18 protein-coding genes are annotated in these 19403 nt (G+C 62.5%); 5 read left to right on the top strand and 13 right to left on the bottom strand.

The window, feature by feature from the left end; translation table 11 throughout:
- Positions 1 to 173 precede the first annotated feature (173 nt).
- The 4 genes from ilvD to AB4O22_RS28550 all read right to left on the bottom strand — a co-directional run bounded on the left by ilvD (position 174) and on the right by AB4O22_RS28550 (position 5551).
- Positions 174 to 2015 carry a dihydroxy-acid dehydratase gene (gene ilvD, locus AB4O22_RS28535; protein ID WP_460097672.1) on the bottom strand — a complete coding sequence of 614 codons (1842 nt, stop codon included), beginning with the start codon at positions 2013 to 2015 and terminating at the stop codon, positions 174 to 176.
- Between the two features lie 268 nt (positions 2016 to 2283).
- Positions 2284 to 3489, bottom strand: coding sequence for an MFS transporter (locus tag AB4O22_RS28540; RefSeq protein ID WP_460097674.1), 1206 nt, complete (start codon positions 3487 to 3489; stop codon positions 2284 to 2286).
- A 215-nt stretch (positions 3490 to 3704) separates the two neighbouring features.
- Positions 3705 to 4901 (bottom strand): class I SAM-dependent rRNA methyltransferase, encoded by a 1197-nt coding sequence (locus AB4O22_RS28545; RefSeq protein ID WP_003206543.1) that lies wholly within the window; start codon positions 4899 to 4901, stop codon positions 3705 to 3707.
- 110 nt (positions 4902 to 5011) lie between these two features.
- Entirely contained in the window at positions 5012 to 5551 is a 540-nt protein-coding gene (locus AB4O22_RS28550; protein ID WP_460097676.1) for a type 1 glutamine amidotransferase domain-containing protein, read from the bottom strand.
- A 232-nt stretch (positions 5552 to 5783) separates the two neighbouring features.
- Here AB4O22_RS28550 and AB4O22_RS28555 point away from each other — a divergent pair, with 232 nt between their 5' ends.
- The 3 genes from AB4O22_RS28555 (at position 5784) to AB4O22_RS28565 (ending at position 7893) form a co-directional block, all read left to right on the top strand.
- Positions 5784 to 6599 carry an HDOD domain-containing protein gene (locus tag AB4O22_RS28555; protein WP_460097767.1) on the top strand — a complete coding sequence of 272 codons (816 nt, stop codon included), beginning with the start codon at positions 5784 to 5786 and terminating at the stop codon, positions 6597 to 6599.
- Between the two features lie 30 nt (positions 6600 to 6629).
- Entirely contained in the window at positions 6630 to 7442 is an 813-nt protein-coding gene (gene mutM, locus AB4O22_RS28560; protein WP_003206537.1) for a bifunctional DNA-formamidopyrimidine glycosylase/DNA-(apurinic or apyrimidinic site) lyase, read from the top strand.
- 130 nt (positions 7443 to 7572) lie between these two features.
- Complete coding sequence (locus AB4O22_RS28565; RefSeq protein ID WP_460097677.1) at positions 7573 to 7893, top strand: multidrug transporter; 321 nt, start codon at positions 7573 to 7575, stop codon at positions 7891 to 7893.
- A 150-nt stretch (positions 7894 to 8043) separates the two neighbouring features.
- On the opposite strand, the gene AB4O22_RS28570 is transcribed toward AB4O22_RS28565, so the two are convergent.
- From AB4O22_RS28570 to AB4O22_RS28590, 5 genes are all read right to left on the bottom strand, one after another.
- A complete protein-coding gene (locus AB4O22_RS28570) occupies positions 8044 to 8295 on the bottom strand; it encodes a YfhL family 4Fe-4S dicluster ferredoxin (protein WP_003206534.1) in 252 nt (83 codons plus the stop codon).
- A 137-nt stretch (positions 8296 to 8432) separates the two neighbouring features.
- Positions 8433 to 8912: a pantetheine-phosphate adenylyltransferase gene (coaD, locus tag AB4O22_RS28575; RefSeq protein ID WP_003177462.1), complete on the bottom strand. Its 480-nt coding sequence runs from the start codon at positions 8910 to 8912 to the stop codon at positions 8433 to 8435.
- A gap of 115 nt (positions 8913 to 9027) precedes the next feature.
- Positions 9028 to 10623 (bottom strand): GMC family oxidoreductase, encoded by a 1596-nt coding sequence (locus AB4O22_RS28580; RefSeq protein WP_460097679.1) that lies wholly within the window; start codon positions 10621 to 10623, stop codon positions 9028 to 9030.
- Between the two features lie 143 nt (positions 10624 to 10766).
- A complete protein-coding gene (locus tag AB4O22_RS28585; RefSeq protein WP_460097681.1) occupies positions 10767 to 11312 on the bottom strand; it encodes a twin-arginine translocation pathway signal protein in 546 nt (181 codons plus the stop codon).
- 27 nt (positions 11313 to 11339) lie between these two features.
- The gene (locus AB4O22_RS28590) at positions 11340 to 12770 is read right to left on the bottom strand and encodes a coniferyl aldehyde dehydrogenase (RefSeq protein WP_460097683.1); all 1431 of its coding nucleotides are present in this window, start codon (positions 12768 to 12770) and stop codon (positions 11340 to 11342) included.
- A 148-nt stretch (positions 12771 to 12918) separates the two neighbouring features.
- On the opposite strand from AB4O22_RS28590, the gene AB4O22_RS28595 reads away from it, so the two are divergent.
- Positions 12919 to 13590, top strand: a complete 672-nt coding sequence (locus AB4O22_RS28595; RefSeq protein ID WP_003206524.1) for a TetR/AcrR family transcriptional regulator — start codon at positions 12919 to 12921, stop codon at positions 13588 to 13590.
- Between the two features lie 33 nt (positions 13591 to 13623).
- Positions 13624 to 14478 carry a sulfurtransferase gene (locus AB4O22_RS28600; protein ID WP_460097685.1) on the top strand — a complete coding sequence of 285 codons (855 nt, stop codon included), beginning with the start codon at positions 13624 to 13626 and terminating at the stop codon, positions 14476 to 14478.
- A 137-nt stretch (positions 14479 to 14615) separates the two neighbouring features.
- Here the strand turns inward: AB4O22_RS28600 and AB4O22_RS28605 are convergent, their stop codons facing one another.
- Genes AB4O22_RS28605 through AB4O22_RS28620 form a run of 4 tightly spaced genes read right to left on the bottom strand, consistent with a single transcriptional unit; the run spans position 14616 to position 19095 of the window.
- Complete coding sequence (locus AB4O22_RS28605; protein ID WP_460097686.1) at positions 14616 to 15614, bottom strand: hydrolase; 999 nt, start codon at positions 15612 to 15614, stop codon at positions 14616 to 14618.
- A gap of 31 nt (positions 15615 to 15645) precedes the next feature.
- Entirely contained in the window at positions 15646 to 16257 is a 612-nt protein-coding gene (rsmD, locus tag AB4O22_RS28610) for a 16S rRNA (guanine(966)-N(2))-methyltransferase RsmD (RefSeq protein ID WP_460097687.1), read from the bottom strand.
- Positions 16257 to 17747 carry a M16 family metallopeptidase gene (locus tag AB4O22_RS28615; protein WP_460097688.1) on the bottom strand — a complete coding sequence of 497 codons (1491 nt, stop codon included), beginning with the start codon at positions 17745 to 17747 and terminating at the stop codon, positions 16257 to 16259. The genes rsmD and AB4O22_RS28615 overlap by 1 nt, the downstream gene beginning before the upstream one ends.
- Positions 17740 to 19095 (bottom strand): M16 family metallopeptidase, encoded by a 1356-nt coding sequence (locus tag AB4O22_RS28620; protein ID WP_460097689.1) that lies wholly within the window; start codon positions 19093 to 19095, stop codon positions 17740 to 17742. Before AB4O22_RS28620 ends, AB4O22_RS28615 begins: the two co-directional genes overlap by 8 nt.
- Positions 19096 to 19403 lie beyond the last annotated feature (308 nt).

Here is a 19403-nt window from a genome sequence, read left to right on the forward strand (position 1 = left end):
CCCTGTGGGAGCGAGCTTGCTCGCGATGAGGGCGTCACATTCAACCTCACTGTTGATTGATACGCCGCCATCGCGAGCAAGCTCGCTCCCACATGTGGTGGTTGGTGTTCTGTGTTTCCCGTAATAAAAATGCCCCGCACTTGGCGGGGCATTTTTATTGTCGCTGTAGACGCTTACAAGCCGTCGAGCATTGCCTTGTTACGCACCGCGCCCTTGTCGGCGCTGGTGGCGAGCAGGGCGTAGGCCTTGAGGGCCGTGGTGACTTTGCGTGGACGAACTTCCACCGGTTTCCAGCCCTTGTTGTCCTGTTCGACGCGGCGCCCGGCCAGTTCTTCGTCGCTGATCAACAGGTTGATCGAGCGGTTCGGAATGTCGATCAGGACCTTGTCGCCGTCCCGCACCAGACCGATGGCGCCGCCAGCGGCTGCCTCCGGCGAAGCGTGGCCGATGGACAGGCCCGAGGTGCCGCCGGAGAACCGGCCATCGGTCAGCAAGGCGCAGGCTTTGCCCAGGCCCTTGGACTTCAGGTAGGAGGTTGGGTAGAGCATTTCCTGCATGCCCGGGCCGCCTTTCGGACCTTCGTAGCGAATGATCACGATGTCGCCGGCCTTCACTTCGTCAGCGAGGATGCCGCGCACGGCGCTGTCCTGGCTTTCGAAAATCTTCGCGTTGCCTTCGAACACATGGATCGACTCGTCGACGCCGGCGGTTTTCACCACGCAGCCATCCAGGGCGATGTTGCCGTACAGCACGGCCAGGCCACCTTCCTTGGAATACGCGTGTTCGACGCTGCGGATGCAGCCGTTTTCACGGTCGTCGTCCAGGGTTTGCCACCGGGTCGACTGGCTGAACGCGGTTTGCGTCGGAATGCCCGCCGGGCCGGCCTTGAAGAAGTGATGCACGGCCTCGTCGGTGGTCTGGGTGATGTCCCACTTGGCGATGCCTTCGGCCATGGTCTTGCTGTGCACGGTCGGCAGGTCGGTGTGCAACAGGCCGCCACGGGCCAGGGAGCCGAGGATGCTGAAGATCCCGCCGGCACGGTGCACGTCTTCCATGTGGTACTTCTGGATGTTCGGCGCGACCTTGCACAGTTGCGGCACGTGACGGGACAGGCGGTCGATGTCGCGCAGGTCGAAATCGATCTCGGCTTCCTGGGCAGCGGCCAGCAAGTGCAGGATGGTGTTGGTGGAACCGCCCATGGCGATGTCCAGGGTCATGGCGTTTTCGAACGCCTTGAAGTTGGCGATGTTGCGCGGCAGCACCGACTCGTCGTTCTCACCGTAGTAGCGCTTGCACAGCTCGACGATGGTCCGGCCGGCCTGGAGGAACAGCTGTTCGCGATCGCTGTGGGTGGCGAGGGTCGAACCGTTGCCCGGCAGGGCCAGGCCCAGGGCTTCGGTCAGGCAGTTCATCGAGTTGGCGGTGAACATGCCGGAGCACGAACCGCAGGTCGGGCAGGCGCTGCGCTCGTACTCGGCAACCTTCTCGTCAGAGGCGCTGGAGTCGGCGGCGATGACCATGGCGTCGACCAGGTCGAGGCCGTGGCTGGCGAGCTTGGTCTTGCCGGCTTCCATCGGGCCGCCGGAGACGAAGATCACCGGGATGTTCAGGCGCAGGGCGGCCATGAGCATGCCCGGGGTGATCTTGTCGCAGTTGGAAATGCACACGATGGCGTCGGCGCAGTGGGCGTTGACCATGTATTCGACGGAGTCGGCGATGATCTCGCGGCTCGGCAGCGAATAGAGCATGCCGTCGTGACCCATGGCGATGCCGTCGTCCACGGCGATGGTGTTGAATTCCTTGGCAACGCCGCCGGCGCGCTCGATTTCCCGGGCAACCAGCTGGCCGAGGTCCTTGAGGTGGACGTGACCCGGTACGAACTGGGTGAAGGAGTTGGCAATGGCGATGATCGGCTTCTTGAAGTCGTCATCCTTCATCCCCGTGGCGCGCCACAAGGCACGAGCGCCGGCCATGTTGCGGCCATGGGTGGATGTTTTCGAGCGGTAATCAGGCATGGAGCACTCCGGGCGGCTAATCAGGTACTTATCAGGTATCAATGGGGAAGTGAGCTTCTGTCGACGTCTGGAACACCCGGGTTTGGCCGTGTGTCCGGAAGTGGCTGATGACTTTGCAGGATCGCTGCGCGCCTCAGCATGAGCTCATAAACCCGCCGGGGATGAATGGCGATGAATGACGCGATTCTACACCGCTGGCGCCAGGATGAAATGACGCAAAGCGCTGATCGGACGCCAATGTCGTGCGCGGGATGACGACTGGCAGGGTTCAGTCGGTCAACAACCCGCGGTAGCGATGCCGGACCAGGGCATTGAGTGCCAGCCCCAGCAGACTGAGCAGGACCAGGCAGAGGGCCAGGGTGAGCTGCAAGTCCAGCGGGGTGAGGCTGATCGCGGCGCTGGTCAGCCCGCCGACGATAAAGATCAGCACGCTACCGGCCGAGGCCGATGTGCCGGCCCGCTCGGGAAATCTATTCATGGCTTGGGTGTGGGCGGCTGCGCGGGCAATGGTCGTTCCGGCGGTGCACACGATCATGGGCAGCAGCAGGGACGTGACCGACAAGCCAAGGGGCTTGGAGAGCACCAACATCAGCACTCCAGCCGCGAGGATCAGGACCAGGCCCGTGATGATTTGTGTCTGCGAGTCGATTCTATTGCTCAGCACGGACGCCACCGCGCCCCCGCCAATGTAGGCCAGCCCATAGCCCAGCAGCGCCAGTGAAAAAGCCTCGGGTGAGAGGTGCAACTGGTCGATCAAGACCAATGGTGAAATGACGATGAACGAGAAGTGGCAGGAAAAAGCCAGCGCCGAGGTTAGCCAATAGGCCATGAAACTGAAGTCCGCGCAGACCGTTCGATAGGCTGCGATGAAGTTCAGGCGCCTGGGTTGGCTACCTGCCGTGGAGCGTTCAAGTAAAAGACAGGCGCTTGCGAATACACCCATGGCCAGGGCAATGAACACCAGGAAGCTGCCACGCCAGCCCATCCAGCTTTGCAGCCCGGTGCCGGCCAGGGGCGAAACGGAAATGAAAACCCCTCCGCAGGTGACCAGGAATATCCGCAGTCGCTGCTGTTCCCGGCCAGTGAACAGATCCTGGATCAGCGCTTGAGACAGCACGAAGCAACCGCATCCCAAGGCTTGAACGATACGGAATAACAGAAAGGACCAGTAATCGTCGGCGAGCACGCAACCTGTTGCGCCGATGGCTGCGACGGCGATCCCGATCAGCAGCAGGTTTTTTCGCCCCATGGTGTCGGAGAGTGGGCCAACCAGCAGTTGCGAAAAGGCGATGCCCACTGCGTACAGGCTGACAGACAGGGCAATGTCCGACGATGGACGTTCAAACTGCTCGGACAGGGCGGGGAACGAAGGCAGCACGACGTCGATTGGAAAGACGCCGAGCAATGTCAGGGTCAGCAATAGGCCGACGGTGGCAGGTTTACGGGCGGCCAGGTGGTTTTGCGGATCAGTCATCGAACAGTTCCAAGACGTACCTGAGGGTCGCTTTCAATCCTAATGCGTCATGCCGGCCAGGCGCGGGGGAGATTGAGTAGGAAGGCTCTGGTAATTGCGTGGGGAGGCTCCTACAGACTTATTCAAACGCGCAAAAAAAATCGCAGCCAAGGCTGCGATCAGGATGCAATTGGAGTCTGCGGGGCACAGCGCTACGGCCCTGGCCCCGTCCGGCCTCAGCTGTTGGGCAACAACCGGCAGGTGATGCTCTTGATGTAGCGGGTTTCGGCAATGGCCGGGTGTACCGGATGGTCTGGGCCCTGGCCGCCGCGTTCGAGCAGTTGAATGTTGCGGTCCAGGTGGCGGGCGCTGGTCAGCAGGATATTTTGCAGGTCGTCTTCGGGCAGGTGCATCGAGCACGACGCGCTGACCAGGATGCCGTCCTTGCTGAGCAGGCGCATGGCTTGTTCGTTGAGGCGGCGATAGGCGCCTTCACCGTTTTTCAGGTCTTTCTTGCGCTTGATGAAAGCGGGTGGGTCGGCCACGATCACGTCGAAACGTTCTTCGCTGGCCTTGAGCTCCTTCAGGGCTTCGAACACGTCGCCTTCGATGCAGGTCAGCTTCTCGGCGAAGCCGTTCAGCGCGGCGTTGCGCTCGACACCGTCGAGGGCAAAGGCCGAGGCATCGACGCAGAATACTTCACTGGCGCCGAACGCCGCGGCTTGCACGCCCCAGCCGCCGATGTAGCTGAACAGGTCCAGGACGCGCTTGCCCTTGGCGTACGGGGCCAGGCGTGCGCGGTTCATGCGGTGGTCGTAGAACCAGCCGGTTTTCTGGCCTTCCATGACCGGCGCTTCGAACTTCACGCCGTTCTCTTCCAGGGCGACCCATTCCGGCACCAGGCCGAACACGGTCTCGACGTAGCGGTTCAGGCCTTCGGCGTCACGGGCCGCGGAGTCGTTCTTGAACAGGATGCCGCTGGGCTTGAGCACCTGGGTCAGGGCGGCGATCACGTCGTCCTTGTGGGCTTCCATGGTGGCCGAGGCGATCTGCACCACCAGGATGTCGCCGAAACGGTCGACCACCAGGCCTGGCAACAGGTCGGAATCACCGTAGACCAGGCGATAGAACGGCTTGTCGAACAGCCGCTCGCGCAGGGACAACGCCACGTTGAGGCGATGCACCAGCAGGGATTTGTCCAGCGGCAGCTTCACGTCACGGGACAGCAGCCGGGCGCAGATCAGGTTGTTGGGGCTCATCGCAACGATGCCCAGCGGCTTGCCGCCGGCGGCTTCGAGGATGGCCTGGTCGCCGGCCTTGAAGCCGTGCAGCGGGGTGGCGGCTACATCGATTTCGTTACTGTAGACCCACAGGTGGCCGGCGCGCAGGCGACGGTCGGCGTTGGCTTTGAGGCGCAGGCTAGGCAGGGACATGACGTCGCTCCGGAAAAAGAGCGGGAGTATACCGTGTTGCAACCTTGGCGGGGCTTGTGGTGGACATGTGGTGGGGGAGCGTGCTCCCTCACCACGGTATCGGGCAGGCTTCAGGCGGACAACGCGCTGATCAGCTCGCGGTTGAACGCCGGAATGTCATCGGGCTGACGGCTGCTGATCAACGTGCCGTCCTTGACCACTTCCTTATCGACCCAGTTCGCGCCGGCGTTGACTAGGTCATCCTTGAGGGTCTTGTAGCTGGTCATGGTCTTGCCCTTGACCAACCCGCTCGACACCAGCAGCCAGCCGCCATGGCAAATCACCGCGATGGGCTTGCCCGCCGCCTCGAAGCCCTTGACCAGTTTCTGGGCATCGACGTCGATACGGATGGTGTCGGAGTTCTGCACGCCACCGGGCAGCACCACGGCGTCGTACTGTTCGACATTGGCGGCCTTGAAGGTCAGGTCGATCCGGAAGTCGTCGGCTGGCTGGTCATGGTTCCAACCTTTTACCTTGCCTTCGCGGGCCGAAACGATGTCAACCTTGACGCCGGCCTGTTCGAGCGCCTGTTGGGGGCCGGTCAGTTCGGCCTGTTCAAAACCGTCGGTCACGAGGATGGCGACACGTTTGTTGTTCAGGGAGCCAGGCATGAAAAATCTCCTCAAGCTGAGTGGCTGGATTGCCGACTCAAGCCTTATGCAGGCTTGGTTGTCGGCCCTGTAAAGTCCGAAGCCGATGCCTGAAGGAAAGTTCCGCCGATCTACCCGGCGGTGTATCGGATCCATCTTTAAGGGTTAGAATCCCCGCCTGACACCGGAGCGTGTACTCATGTCCAAAGAACTTTCCGCCGAACAGATCCAACAGTCCTTGCAAGGCATCAGCGTGCCGCCCCAACCGCAGATCATGGTGGATCTGCAGATGGAACAGTACATGCCCGACCCGGACCTGGAGACCATCGCCAAGCTGATTTCCCACGACCCGGGCCTTTCCGGGGCCTTGCTCAAGATCGTCAACTCGCCGTACTACGGCCTGCGCAACAAGATCACCTCGATCCAGCGCGCGGTGAACCTGTTGGGCAGTCGTTCGATCATCAACCTGATCAATGCGCAGTCGATCAAGGGCGAGTTGCACGACGACGCTATCGTCACCCTGAACCGCTTCTGGGATACCGCCCAGGATGTGGCGATGACTTGCCTGACCCTGGCCAAGCGCGTCGGCCTCGAGAACGGTGACGAAGCCTATGCACTGGGGTTGTTCCACGACTGCGGCGTGCCGTTGATGCTCAAGCAGTTCCCCAACTACATGGGCGTGCTGGAAGAGGCCTACGCCAATGCCAGCGCCGAGTGCCGTGTGGTGGACACCGAGAATCGTGAGTTCAACACCAACCATGCGGTGGTCGGTTACTACACCTCCAAATCCTGGCGCCTGCCGGATCACGTCAGCCAGGCCATCGCCAACCACCACAATGCCCTGGCGATCTTCAGCGACGAGTCTTCACGCAACAACAGCCAGTTGAAGAACCTGCTGGCGATCCTGAAGATGTCCGAGAACATCTGTGCGTCCCACCGGGTGCTCGGCAATCAGGCCGAAGACCACGAGTGGGATTGCGTCGGGAGCCTTGTGCTCGATTACATCGGATTGTCGGAATACGACTTCCAGACCCAGAAACAGGAAATTCGCGACCTCGCCACTCGTTGAGTGCGGGGCTTCGCCTGACTCGAGAGCCTCATGCCAGAACTGCCGGAAGTCGAAACCACCCGTCGCGGAATCGCGCCCCATCTTGAAGGCCAGCGGGTCAGTCGCGTGGTGGTCCGTGACCGCCGCCTGCGCTGGCCGATCCCGGAAGATCTCGACGTGCGACTTTCGGGCCAGCGCATCGTGCAGGTGGAGCGGCGGGCCAAGTACCTGTTGATCAATGCCGAGGTCGGCACGTTGATCAGTCACTTGGGCATGTCCGGCAACCTGCGCTTGGTGGAGGTTGGCATGCCCGCCGCCAAGCATGAGCATGTGGACATCGAGCTGGAGTCCGGCCTGGCCTTGCGCTACACCGACCCGCGCCGCTTTGGCGCGATGCTCTGGAGTCTCGACCCGTTCAATCACGAGCTGTTGATTCGCCTGGGTCCCGAGCCGTTGACCGACCTGTTCGATGGCGAACGGTTGTTCCAGCTCTCGCGAGGGCGTTCCATGGCGGTCAAGCCGTTCATCATGGACAACGCGGTGGTGGTGGGGGTGGGCAATATCTACGCGACCGAGGCCCTGTTCGCCGCCGGCATCGACCCACGCCGGGCCGCCGGAGGCATTTCCCGGGCGCGTTACCTGAAGCTGGCGATCGAGATCAAGCGCATCCTCGCCCATGCCATCGAGCGCGGTGGCACCACGCTGCGGGACTTTATCGGCGGGGACGGCCAGCCCGGTTATTTCCAGCAGGAACTGTTCGTCTACGGACGGGGCGGGGAGCTGTGCAAAGTCTGTGGCACGGGGCTGCGGGAAATCCGCCTGGGCCAGCGTGCGAGCGTCTGGTGTCCACGCTGTCAGAGCTGATTTGTCCTACGGTCTATAGTCAAGTGGCCTGTGTGGCTAGTTCGTTAGCTCAACTTCTGGCATCCGAAGTTGACTAATAGAACTAGCCACACAGGCCACTTTCGTACTGATTTAGCCGAAGGATCGCCCGATGAAGCTGTTTCGACCTGCTGTTCTCGCGCTGCTGCTGAGTGTCGGTTTGCCTGCCTTGGCAAGCGACGGCAGCGGCGACCCGCGCTATACCATCCAGAACCCGCCGGCCTTCGCCATGATCGGCGACCTGCTGATTGCCCGTCCGCTTCTGCTCGCCGCCACAGTGATTGGCGCCGGGGCATTTGTGGTGTCGTTGCCCTTTACCGCGCTGGGCGGCGGGGTCGGCGATGCAGGCAAGGCGCTGGTGGTGGACCCGGCGAAGGCCACGTTTGTGCGGTGCCTGGGGTGTATTGGGGAGGGGTTTGAGCGGCAGGAGTGACGCGTTCGGTGCGGCTGATGGCTTCATCGCGAGCAAGCTCGCTCCCACAGGGATCTGCGGTGCCTACACCATTTTTGCCTGACGCAAATCCCTTGTGGGAGCGAGCCTGCTCGCGATAAGGCCGGTACAGACGCTAAAGAACTACCTGGCTCAAGCCTTGCCAGTAATCTTGCGATACTTCGCCATCAACTGTTCTTCAGTTTCCGGATGAGCCTCGTCCAGAGGGATGCAATCCACCGGACAGACCTGCTGGCACTGGGGTTCGTCGTAATGGCCGACGCACTGGGTGCACAAGTTCGGGTCGATGACGTAGATCTCTTCGCCTTGGGAAATGGCCTCGTTCGGGCATTCAGGTTCGCAGACGTCGCAATTGATGCAGTCGTCGGTGATGATCAGGGACATGCAGGCTCCTGCCGGGGCGTTGGGCCCGGGCATATGAAAAACGTATGGGCGCAATTGTGCCGCATTGGCGAGCGCAGTGCACGCGGGCGCGATGGACTGCGCTGTGCCGGGCTGCGAAGCGGGTCGCAGCCCGCGGGTTATTTCTTGAAGCGCAGGGTCAGCGCATCGGCCACGGCCGGGTGAACGAACTTGGTGATATCTCCGCCCAACGCCGCGATTTCCCGGACCAGGGTCGAGGAAATGAAGGAATAGCGCTCCGACGGCGTCAGGAACAGGCTCTCGACGTCCGGTGCCAGTTGACGGTTCATGTTGGCCAGTTGGAACTCGTACTCGAAGTCCGAAACCGCCCGCAGGCCGCGCAGGAACACATTGGCGTTCTTTTCCTTGGCAAAGTGCGCCAAAAGCGTCGAGAAGCCGACCACTTCCACGTTGGGCAGGTGTTTGGTGACCTCGCGGGCCAGTTCCACACGTTGCTCCAGCGGGAACAGCGGGTTTTTCTTCGGGCTGGCGGCGACGGCAATGATCACATGGTCGAACAGGCGCGCGGCGCGTTCGACCAGATCGCCATGGCCCTTGGTAATAGGGTCGAAGGTACCTGGGTACAACACTCGGTTCATCGCGTCGTCCTGGCGGGAGTCCGTTGGGGAGTCGGATGGTATCGCAGCCTTCTCGGTCGGCCAAGTCGGCTGTTGCGTAAGAAAGCACTATAGACGGTGCGAATAATCCGGATATTCATGGATTTTTCAGGCGTTCGGCCAGGGCCGTCGCCAATTGCGCGGTCAGCCCGTACACCGATAATTGCGGGTTGGCGCCGATACTGGTGGGGAACAGCGAGCCGTCATGGATCGACAGGTTGCCCAGTTGGTGATGGCGGCCAAGGCTGTCGGTGACGGCGGTTTTCGGATCTTCACCCATGGCGCAACCGCCCATCACGTGGGCGCTGCCCAGGCGTGTGCGGTACAAGGCCAGGTCGAGTCCGTCGATCAGTGTGCGGGCTTCAGCCAGGGTCTTTACGTAGCGGGCATCGTTGTGCAAAGGCATGACCGCCTTGGCGCCGCCGGCAAACTGGATCTCGGCCATGCTGTGGAAGGCCCGACGCAAGCCATCCCAGGCATACGGCGTAACGGGATAATCGAGCACGGGCGTGCCGTCGCTGCGCAATTGGACGCTGCCGCCGGGGCTGTCTGGATGAAAACCGTCGCGCAACAGCGCCAGCATGGCGTGGGTATGGGGCAGCCGGGACATGTGCAAGGCATTCTCGGGGCCGAACCCGCCCAATAGCGTGGTGGCCAGGGCTGGGTGCAAGGGCGGGACTTCAAGCTTGTAGGACATTTTGCCGGTGGTGCCGTCCTGCCATTGGAAATGATCCGAATAAATCGATTGCGGCGCGCCGTAGAACGGGTTGATGACCTCGTCGAATTGCCCGGCGGACATGTTCACCAAGTGCAGGAAGGTGCGCTTGCCCACGCGTTCGTGCGGGTCTGGCGCATCGGAGCGCAGCAGCAACCCGGGTGTATTGATGCCGCCGCCCGCCAGTACGTAATGCCGCGCCTTGACGGTGATGCGCCGCCCGGTCGGTGTCACGCAACGTTCGTCCATGGCTTGGCACTCGAGGCCTATGACGGCATCGTTTTTGATTGTCAGACGCTCGGCCCGCGCCAGGTAAAGCAGCGCGCCGCCCTTGTCCAGGGTGGCCGGGATGGTGGTGACCAGCATCGACTGCTTGGCGTTGGTCGGGCAGCCCATGCCGCAATAGCCCAGGTTCCAGCAGCCGCGTACGTTGCGCGGGATGACGTGCCAGGCGTAGCCCAATTGTTCACAACCTTTGCGGATCACGTCGTTGTTGGCATTGGGTGGAATCAGCCATGGCGCCACGCCCAGGCGTTGTTCCATCTGCGCAAACCAGGGCGCCATTTCATCGCGACCGTGGCCTTTTACGTTGTGCTCTGCGGCCCAGTGGTCGAGGGTCTGGTCGGGCGTGCGAAAGCTGGAGGTCCAATTGATCAGCGTCGTGCCACCGACGGCCCGGCCCTGGAGAATGGTGATGGCGCCGTCCTTGCTCATGCGCCCGAGGCCTTCCTGATACAGGCTGCTGTAGGCCTGGTCTTCGAGCAGCGTGAAGTCATGACTGGTCTTGAGCGGGCCTTCCTCGATCAGCAACACGCGGTAGCCGGCGGCGCTGAGAATTTCTGCCGTGGTGCCGCCGCCAGCACCGCTGCCGACGATGGCCACGTCCGCTTCCAGGGTCAGGTCCTGGGTCAGCTGCGCGCCGTTGTAGGTTGTCCAGCCACGGGCCAGGCCTTCGCGGAAGGGATCGGGTACGGGCATGTTGAGAGTCTCTTATTGTTTTGAGTTTGCGATGTCCCCTGTGGGAGCGAGCTTGCTCGCGATGGCGTCGGATCAGCAGCAACTGTATTGACTGACACACCGCAATCGCGAGCAAGCTCGCTCCCACAGGATCTCACTGGCTTTCAAATCTTGATCGGACCTGGATATCCGCAACGCGCCCAGGCTTCGGATTGGGTGTACCAGGCCATCATCACCAGTTGCAGCAACGAGCCATGGCCTTGTCGCAGCAGGTCCAGCGAGCTGTTTTCCCACCGCCCGAGGAACTGGCGGATGTCACCGGCGCTGGCGTTTTCCCACGAGCCCCAGACCCCCGTCAGTGGTCCGCGGGTAATGCCCAGCGTGAGCACGTCGAACAGCTGGCGCGTGAGTTTGAGCATGGCGGGGGACAGGTGGGCCAGGCTGCTGTCCAGGCTTCGCAAGGTCGCGTCAGTGGCGGCGGGGATCTGTCCGACGGCCACTGCGCCATCCAGCATCACGGGGATGACGCTGCGTAAAAATGGCAGGTCGCTGTCGCGCAGGGCCGCCAGGCCGTTGGCCGGTTGGCTTGGTGAGCAACCGCTCAGGCTGGCGCCCACACCGACGGTGGCCAGGAAGGCGCTGGCACCGAGGCTGAACTTCAGCAGGCCGCGCCGTGACAGCGCCGGTGTATCGGTGAGGCATGGGTTCATTATGATGATTACCCGGGAAGAGACGCGTCAGCGAACAAACAGCTTCTGGATCAGTTTCTGCAAAGGCTTGCCGTAGGGCGGATAAATCAGCTTCGCGGCGTTGAATCGCTGTTTGGTCAGCACGCCCTTGGCCTTGCTGAAGGTCAGGAAACCCTCATGCCCGTGGTAATGCCCCATTCCCGAGGGACCGATACCGCCAAACGGCAAGTCGTCCTGGGCGACATGCAGCAGTGTGTCGTTCAAGCAGACGCCGCCGGAATGGGTTTCGTGGAGCACGCGATTCTGTTCGGCCTTGTTGTAGCCGAAGTAGTAGAGCGCCAGCGGGCGGGGTCGCTGATTGATGTAGGCAAACGCCTGGTCCAGATGCTCGTAGGGCACGATGGGCAGCAACGGGCCGAAGATCTCGTCCTGCATGACGGTCATTTCATCGCTGACGTTGAGCAGCAGGCTGTGGGCCATGCGGCGGTCCTGGCTCTGGTCGAACAGTTCGATCAGCAGCGCGCCCTTGCTGGTGGCGTCGCTGATGTAGCCGTTGAGTCGCGCCAGCTGTCGTTCGTTGATGATTGCGGTGTAGTCCGGGTTGTTCGCCAGGGTCGGATAAAACCCGCGAACCGCCTCGCGATACGCCTCAACGAACTCGCCGACGCGATTCTGTGGCACCAGCACGTAGTCCGGGGCGACACAGGTTTGCCCGGCGTTCAGGGTCTTGCCGAAAGCGATGCGTTCGGCTGCGTCCTTGAGCGGCACATCGGTCGACACGATGGCCGGCGACTTTCCACCCAGCTCGAGGGTGACCGGGGTCAGGTTTTCGGCAGCGGCACGCATGACATGCTTGCCGATGCTGGTGGCGCCGGTGAACAGCAGGTGATCGAAGGGCAGCTTGGAAAACGCCATGCCGACTTCAGCCTCGCCAAGTACCACGCAGACCAGGTCCTGGGGAAAGACCCGGGCCAGCAGTTGCTTGAGCAGCAAGCCGGTCGCCGGTGTCGATTCGCTGAGCTTGAGCATCACCCGGTTGCCCGCCGCCAGCGCTCCCGTCAGCGGCCCGATGGCCAGGAACAGCGGGTAGTTCCACGGCACGATGACCCCGACCACGCCCAGCGGTTGGTACACCACTTTGGCCGATGCCGGCTGGAAGGCCATGCCCACCTTGCGCCGGGAGGGTTTCATCCAACCCTGGAGATGTCGGCTGGCGTAATGGATCCCGTGCAGGCTCGGCATCAACTCGGCCAGCAGTGTTTCGTCGGCGCTGCGGTGGCTGAAATCCTGGCTGATGGCGTCGATCAAGGCTTGTCGTTCGTTGCTCAATACCTCGCGCAGTGCCTTGAGCCATTGTCGGCGCTGTTCGGCCGGTGGCATCGGGTGGGCGGCGTAGGCCTGGCGCTGGGCATCGAAGAGCGACTGCAGCTCGTCCAGTTGTTGTTGAGACTCGTGCAGGTAGGCAACGTCGGCAGGCATCGTCGGGTACCGGATATTATTAGAGTGGATGTTTTCTAGAGCTTATACTCTAGAAAGTCAATGGCATCCGTAACGGCGATGGGTTTTTCCTGTGACCGATAGGTCGTAAGATGCCGATCAATGCCTTCGTCGAATTAAAGCCCAAACCATGGCCCCACGAATGAAAACCAGCGAGCGCATCGTGCAAAACAGCCTCGAGCTGTTCAACCAGCAAGGCGAGCGCAGCGTCAGCACCAACCACATTGCCGCCCACATGGACATGTCCCCAGGCAACCTCTATTACCACTTCCCCAACAAGCAGGCGATCATCGCCGTGTTGTTCAGTGAATACGAGAACCTGGTGGACAGCTTCTTGCGCCCGCCCCAGGGCCGTGCGGCCACGGTGGAGGACAAGCGCTTCTATTTGCAGGAGCTGCTGGCAGCCATGTGGCGCTACCGTTTCCTGCACCGGGACCTGGAACATCTGCTCGACAGCGATCCGGACCTTGCGGCGCGCTATCGACGGTTTTCCCAGCGCAGCCTGATCCACGGCACCGCTATTTATGAAGGCTTCGTTGCCGCCGGCATCCTGAAGATGGACCGGGTGCAGATCGAGTCCCTGACCCTTAATGCCTGGATCATCCTCACGTCCTGGGTGCGGTTCCTGTGCACCACGCGGGAAAACTTCAGCCATCTGAGCGAGCAGGCCATCAAGCGTGGCGTGTATCAGGTGCTGGTGTTGGAGGCCGGTTTCGTGACCGATCAGGCCCGCGAAGAGGTGGATGCACTGTTCAAAGAGTATTACGTCCCCCTGGCCCAGACCCTGGAGGAAGGGCAGTAGGACCGATCCCCGACTTAGCCACAGGAGCTCACCATGCCCATTGCGCAACTCATCAGCCCTCAAGCCCTCGAACAGCGGCGATCACAGCCTGGGCTGGTCATCCTCGATTGCCGTTTTGCCCTGGAAGACCCCGATTATGGTCAGCGCAGTTATGCCGAGGGCCACATCGCCGGTGCAGCGTTCGCGGACCTTGAGCGCGACCTGAGCGGGCCGGTGACCAAAGGTGTGACCGGACGTCATCCGCTGCCGGAGTCGGGGGCATTGATCGAGCGCCTCAAGGCCTGGGGGATCGATAACGATAGCGATGTCGTGCTGTACGACGACGGCCCCGGCGCCTATGCCGCGCGGGCCTGGTGGTTGCTGGCCTGGCTGGGCAAGCGCGATGGCGTGTACATCCTCGACGGCGGGCTCAAGGCCTGGCACGCCGCTGGCTTGCCTTTGAGCCTGGATCCGCCGCAGAACAGTCGCGGGACCTTCAGCGGGGCACCGGATGCGAGCTTGGTGCTCAGCGCCCAAGCGCTGCACCAACGCCTTGGCCAAGCGGACATGACCCTGCTGGATGCCCGGGCGTTGCCGCGTTTCAAAGGTGAAGTCGAGCCCATCGACCCGATAGCCGGGCATATCCCGGGCGCCCAGTGCGCGGCGTTCACCGACAACCTGGGCGCCGATGGCCGCTTCTTGCCGGCCGATCAGCTCAAGCAGCGCTTCGCCGAAAAACTGGGCGAGCGCTCGCCCACTGACCTGGTGGCCTATTGCGGCTCAGGCGTGACGGCGTGTCATAACCTGTTTGCCTTGTGCCTGGCAGGCTACCCGTTGGGGCGGCTATATGCTGGCTCGTGGAGTGAGTGGATCAATGATCCCCAGCGGGGCGTGGCGAAGGGCGAATAACAAACACCCGGAACCAATGTGGGAGCGGGCTTGCTCGCGAAGACGGTGTGACAATCAACTTCAATGTCGCTGACCCACCGCTATCGCGAGCAAGCTCGCTCCCACAGGGGATGTGTATTGATCATGAACCATCACGCTCAGTCGTGCGCCAGGCTGGCCAGCCAATCGGGAATCCGCCGCTCCAGGTAATATCCCGGGCGCCGCAGGGTTCCGTCGACAAACCCCACATGCCCGCCCTGGGCGTGCAGTTCAATCCGGGTCGAGGCGGATAATTCGCCCGGCTCTGGCAGGCTGTGAGGAAACACAAAAGGATCGTCGGCGGCCTGGATAACCAGGGTCGGCGTGCTGATACCGGCCATGAAATAACGGCTGGAGGCACGGCGGTAGTAATCCGCTGCATCGGAGAACCCGTGCAGCGGCGCGGTCACCCGGCCGTCAAAGTCCCAGAAGGTGCGCATGTTTTCCAACGGGCCAAGCGCCGCCAGGGTCGCCAGGCCTTCGTGGCGTCCGTCGTGCTGGAACTGGCGTTGCTTGTTGCGCACATAGGCCACGAGCTGGCGCATGAAATGCGCCTGGTAGAACCTGGAGAATCCCTGGCCGATGCGATCGGCACACTGGTCGAGGCGAAACGGCACCGAGACTGCCACTGCCCCTTGCAACTGGCTGTCGCGGCCGGTTTCCCCCAAGTGCTTGAGCAGCACATTGCCGCCCAGTGAATAACCCACCGCAAACAGCGGCGCCAAGGGCCGGCGGGCGCGCAAGTGAGCGATGGCGGCGGCCAGGTCTTCGCTGACGCCCGAGTGGTAGCTGCGGGGCAGAAGGTTCGGCTCACCCGAGCAGCCACGCCAGTTCAAGGCCGCAGTGGCCCAGCCCTGGCGACCGAGCGCTTGCTGCAGCCCGGCCACGTAAGGCGAGTTGGAAGAACCGGTCAGCCCGTGCAGCACCAGCACCAGTGGTGCCTCGGCGCTGTGGGGGCCGTGCCAGTCAAGGTCGAGGAAATCACCGTCCTCCAGCCACAAGCGCTCGCGTTGGCGCTCGATGTGGGTGGTCTGGCGCCATAACGGGCCCCACAGGGTTTGCAAGTGCGGGTTGCCAAGGCCCGGGGCAGGGACGAAACGCTCAGATGCGGCGGACATCATTATTATTCTCGATGCACTGGTCAGCCGTTCAGTCAATGTCCTTTGCCAAACGCTGCCACAACGCGTAATACACCCGTCCGGATTTCTGCTCGCGATGCAAGCGCCAATTGCCCGGCAAGCCCAGGGTGGACGGGGCGGTTTCGCTTTCAGTGTAGACCCAGGCATCCTCGGACAACCACTGACGTTCCTCGAGCAAGGCGCAGACCGTCGGCAACAGGTTCTGGTTGAAAGGTGGGTCGAGGAACACCAGGTCGAAAGGTATCGCCGGTTGGCTGTCCAGGTAGCGCAGTGCGTCGGCGGTCTGCACCTGGCCGACGGTGCAGCGAAGCGTGCCCAGGTGTTCTTTCAGGCTGGAGACCGCCAGGTTGCTGGCGTCCAGCGCCTGGCCCATGGCGGCGCCACGGGACAGGGCCTCGAGAAACAGCGCGCCACTGCCGGCGAACGGATCGAGCACCCGGGCACCCGCCACGTAGGGTGCGAGCCAGTTGAACAGGGTTTCGCGCACGCGGTCGGGAGTGGGGCGCAGGCCCGGGGCGTCAGGGAAGCTCAAGCGCCGGCTACGCCATTCGCCGCCGATGATGCGCAACTGGTTCACACCGTTGTGCACGGGTTTCTTGCTGGAATTCGATGGGCGGGCCATTAGTGCTCCGGAACCCCGAGCGGCTGCTCGGCAGGTTTGTCAGTGGGGGGCGGCAGCGGTTTTTGCGGCACGCTCGGGCCGGCGGTGACGATGACCATTTTGTCGGTGCTCAGGTGCTTGTTCAGCGCGGCCTTGACCTGCTCGACCGTCAGTTCCTGGGACTGACGCATGAAGTCTTCCAGGTAGCTCAGCGGCAAGTCATAGAAACCCATGGCGCCGAGCTGGCCGACGATGTCGGCATTGCTGGCGGTGGACAGCGGGAAACTGCCGGCCAACTCACGCTTGGCATCATCGAGTTCTTTCTGGGTGGGACCATTCTTGAGGTAATCGGCGAACACGTCCTGCACCAGTTTCAAGGTGCCTTCGCTCATTTCCGCACGGGTTTGCAGATTGATCATGAACGGGCCGCGGGCTTGCATCGCCGTGAAACCGGAGTACACGCCGTAGGTCAGGCCGCGCTTTTCCCGCACCTCGGTCATCAGCCGTGTGCCGAAGCCGCCACCGCCGAGGATCTGGTTGCCCAGGGACACGGCGGCATAGTCCGGATCGTCGCGGTCGATGCCCAGTTGCGCGAGCATCAGGTTGGTCTGCTTGGACGGGAATTCGATGTGGCCGATACTCGCCTTCGGCTCCACCGGCGGCGGGGTTTTCGCCAGGGCCGGGCCTTTGGGCAGCGCGGCAGACACCTGGTTGGCAACCGCTTCGGCTTCGGCGCGGGACAAATCCCCCACCAGCGCGATCACTGCGTTGCCGGCGGCGTAGGCCTTGGCGTGGAAAGCCCGGGCCTGGGCCAGGGTGATCGGTGGAATGCTGTCGGCGGTGCCGTTGCTGGAGTGGGCATAAGGATGATCGCCGTACAGGCGCTTCATCAGTTCCAGGCCGGCCAGTTTGCCTGGGTTCTGTTTCTGGTATTCGAAACCGGCGAGCATCTGGTTCTTGATGCGGGCGAAGGAGTCGGCAGGGAAGGTCGGTTTGCCGACGACCTCGGCGAACAGCTTCAATGCCGGCTCACGCTTGTCGGCTGCGCTGAGGCTGCGCAGGGACGCCACGGCCATGTCCCGGTAGGCGCCGTTGCCGAAGTCTGCACCGAGGCTTTCGAAGCCTTGGGCAATGGCACTGACGTCCTTGCCGGCCACGCCCTCGTTGAGCATGGCGTTGGTCAGCAGTGCGAGGCCGGGAGCGTCGCCGTCCTGGCTGCTGCCGGCGGCGAAGGTCAGGCGCAGGTCGAACATTGGCAATTCGCGGGCTTCGACGAACAGCACCTTGGCGCCGTCGGCGGTTTTCCAGGTCTGCACGTCGAGCTGGCGGTGGCTGGGGGCCTTACCGTCCAGTTCCGCCAACGATTGCAGCTTGTTGCCGGACTTGGCGTTATCCAACGCCTGGCTGGCGGTGACGTCGGTGGTCGGCGACAGATAGAACGCCAGGGAGCCGGCCAAGACGATGAGCGCCAGGCCGATCAATACCGGGCGCCGTGATTTGCGCTCACTCATGAGCTTTCTCCTCGGGCAGGACATGCGCAACGCTCAGGCGCGAGCGGGTGAAATACAGCTGGGCTGCCTTCTGGATATCTTGCGGAGTCACGCTTTGCAGTTCAGCGAGTTCGGTGTCCATCAGCTTCCAGGACAAACCGACGGTCTCCAGCTGGCCGATGGCGGTGGCCTGGCTGGTGATCGAGTCGCGTTCATAGACCAGGCCAGCGATGACCTGGGCGCGCACGCGTTCCAGCTCCTCGGCGGTCGGCGCGGTGGTTTTCAACTGTTCAAGCAAGCGCCACAGGCCGGCTTCGGCTTGGGCGACGGTTTTGTTTTTCTGCGTGTTGGGCGTCGCCGACAACGTGAACAGCGTGTCGCCACGGGTGTAGGCGTCGTAGCTCGACGAACCACCGGACACCAGCTCTTCGCCGCGCTCCAGCTGCGTCGGGATCCGCCCGCTGTAGCCACCGTCCAACAGGGCCGAGATCAGCCGCAGCGCGTTGACTGAGCCCTTGTCCGTCGCGGTGGCGATGCTGGGCACATTGAAGGCCAGCATCACGCTGGGCAGTTGGGTCTGCACATGCAAGGTGATCTGGCGCTCGCCGGGTTCGCCCAGCTCCAGGGGGATTTTCGCGACCGGCACCGCGCGCCGTGCAATCGGGCCGAAATAGCGCTGGGCCAGGGACTTGACCTCGTCCGGCGTCACGTCGCCGACCACCACCAGGGTCGCGTTGTTCGGGGTGTACCAGGACTCGTACCAGTGACGCAGCTCCTCGACGGTCATCCGGTCCAGGTCGGCCATCCAGCCGATGGTCGGCGTGTGGTAGCCGCTGGCCGGGTAAGCCATGGCCTTGAAGCGCTCATAGGCCTTGGACATGGGCTTGTCGTCGGTGCGCATGCGGCGTTCTTCCTTGATCACCTCGATCTCGCGGCTGAACTCCTCCGGCGGCAGGCGCAGGCTGGCCATGCGGTCGGCTTCCAGTTCGAAAGCCACGCCCAGGCGATCGCGGGCCAATACCTGGTAATAGGCGGTGAAGTCATCGCTGGTGAAGGCGTTCTCTTCGGCACCGAGGTCGCGCAGGATCAGCGACGCTTCGCCGGGGCCGACTTTTTCACTGCCCTTGAACATCATGTGCTCAAGGGCGTGGGACAAACCGGTCTGGCCTGGCGTTTCGTAGCTGGAGCCAACCTTGTACCAGACCTGGGAGACCACCACCGGCGCACGATGGTCTTCGCGCACGACGACCTTCAAGCCGTTGTCGAGGGTAAATTCGTGGGTGGGTTGTGGGTCGGCAGCCAAGGCTGAAAAGGGCAGACAAACTGTGCTGAGCAGCAGGCCTGCGGCGCGGCGGGCAAGAGCATTCATTCGTGTTTAAACCTGTTGGGTTGCCCGCTAGGTCTTAGCGTCGGCGGGCGAGAGGGTGCTAGGATAACGGTCCGTTTTACTGGCGGCCACGCCTATCGGGCCTTTTATCGGCCCGGGGTTGTCTGGGTTCCCCGGAGAAATGTCGGGTTTGCCCGTTGATCCCGGCGTTTTCGCCGATGATGCCGTACCAGTCCTTCGAAAAAATCGACTTTGAGGTGTCCTTGGGACGTCTCGACAAAATGTTGCGCGTGAACAAGCAGGATGAAACGCAGTCTGTTCAGCATTGAATATTTATCACCGAGGCGCCC

The organism is Pseudomonas sp. S3_B11 (assembly GCF_054667715.1).

Bases quoted from the DNA above. Each gene is read 5' to 3' on its own strand.
- AB4O22_RS28620 (WP_460097689.1), bottom strand. From the start codon at position 19,095: ATGAATGCTCTTGCCCGCCGCGCCGCAGGCCTGCTGCTCAGCACAGTT.
- AB4O22_RS28550 (WP_460097676.1), bottom strand. From the start codon at position 5,551: ATGCCTGGCTCCCTGAACAACAAACGTGTCGCCATCCTCGTGACCGAC.
- AB4O22_RS28615 (WP_460097688.1), bottom strand. From the start codon at position 17,747: ATGAGTGAGCGCAAATCACGGCGCCCGGTATTGATCGGCCTGGCGCTC.
- AB4O22_RS28580 (WP_460097679.1), bottom strand. From the start codon at position 10,623: ATGCCCGTACCCGATCCCTTCCGCGAAGGCCTGGCCCGTGGCTGGACA.
- AB4O22_RS28585 (WP_460097681.1), bottom strand. From the start codon at position 11,312: ATGAACCCATGCCTCACCGATACACCGGCGCTGTCACGGCGCGGCCTG.
- AB4O22_RS28540 (WP_460097674.1), bottom strand. From the start codon at position 3,489: ATGACTGATCCGCAAAACCACCTGGCCGCCCGTAAACCTGCCACCGTC.
- AB4O22_RS28590 (WP_460097683.1), bottom strand. From the start codon at position 12,770: ATGCCTGCCGACGTTGCCTACCTGCACGAGTCTCAACAACAACTGGAC.
- AB4O22_RS28545 (WP_003206543.1), bottom strand. From the start codon at position 4,901: ATGTCCCTGCCTAGCCTGCGCCTCAAAGCCAACGCCGACCGTCGCCTG.
- AB4O22_RS28570 (WP_003206534.1), bottom strand. From the start codon at position 8,295: ATGTCCCTGATCATCACCGACGACTGCATCAATTGCGACGTCTGCGAA.
- AB4O22_RS28605 (WP_460097686.1), bottom strand. From the start codon at position 15,614: ATGTCCGCCGCATCTGAGCGTTTCGTCCCTGCCCCGGGCCTTGGCAAC.
- AB4O22_RS28600 (WP_460097685.1), top strand. From the start codon at position 13,624: ATGCCCATTGCGCAACTCATCAGCCCTCAAGCCCTCGAACAGCGGCGA.
- ilvD (WP_460097672.1), bottom strand. From the start codon at position 2,015: ATGCCTGATTACCGCTCGAAAACATCCACCCATGGCCGCAACATGGCC.
- coaD (WP_003177462.1), bottom strand. From the start codon at position 8,912: ATGAACCGAGTGTTGTACCCAGGTACCTTCGACCCTATTACCAAGGGC.
- AB4O22_RS28595 (WP_003206524.1), top strand. From the start codon at position 12,919: ATGGCCCCACGAATGAAAACCAGCGAGCGCATCGTGCAAAACAGCCTC.
- mutM (WP_003206537.1), top strand. From the start codon at position 6,630: ATGCCAGAACTGCCGGAAGTCGAAACCACCCGTCGCGGAATCGCGCCC.
- AB4O22_RS28565 (WP_460097677.1), top strand. From the start codon at position 7,573: ATGAAGCTGTTTCGACCTGCTGTTCTCGCGCTGCTGCTGAGTGTCGGT.
- rsmD (WP_460097687.1), bottom strand. From the start codon at position 16,257: ATGGCCCGCCCATCGAATTCCAGCAAGAAACCCGTGCACAACGGTGTG.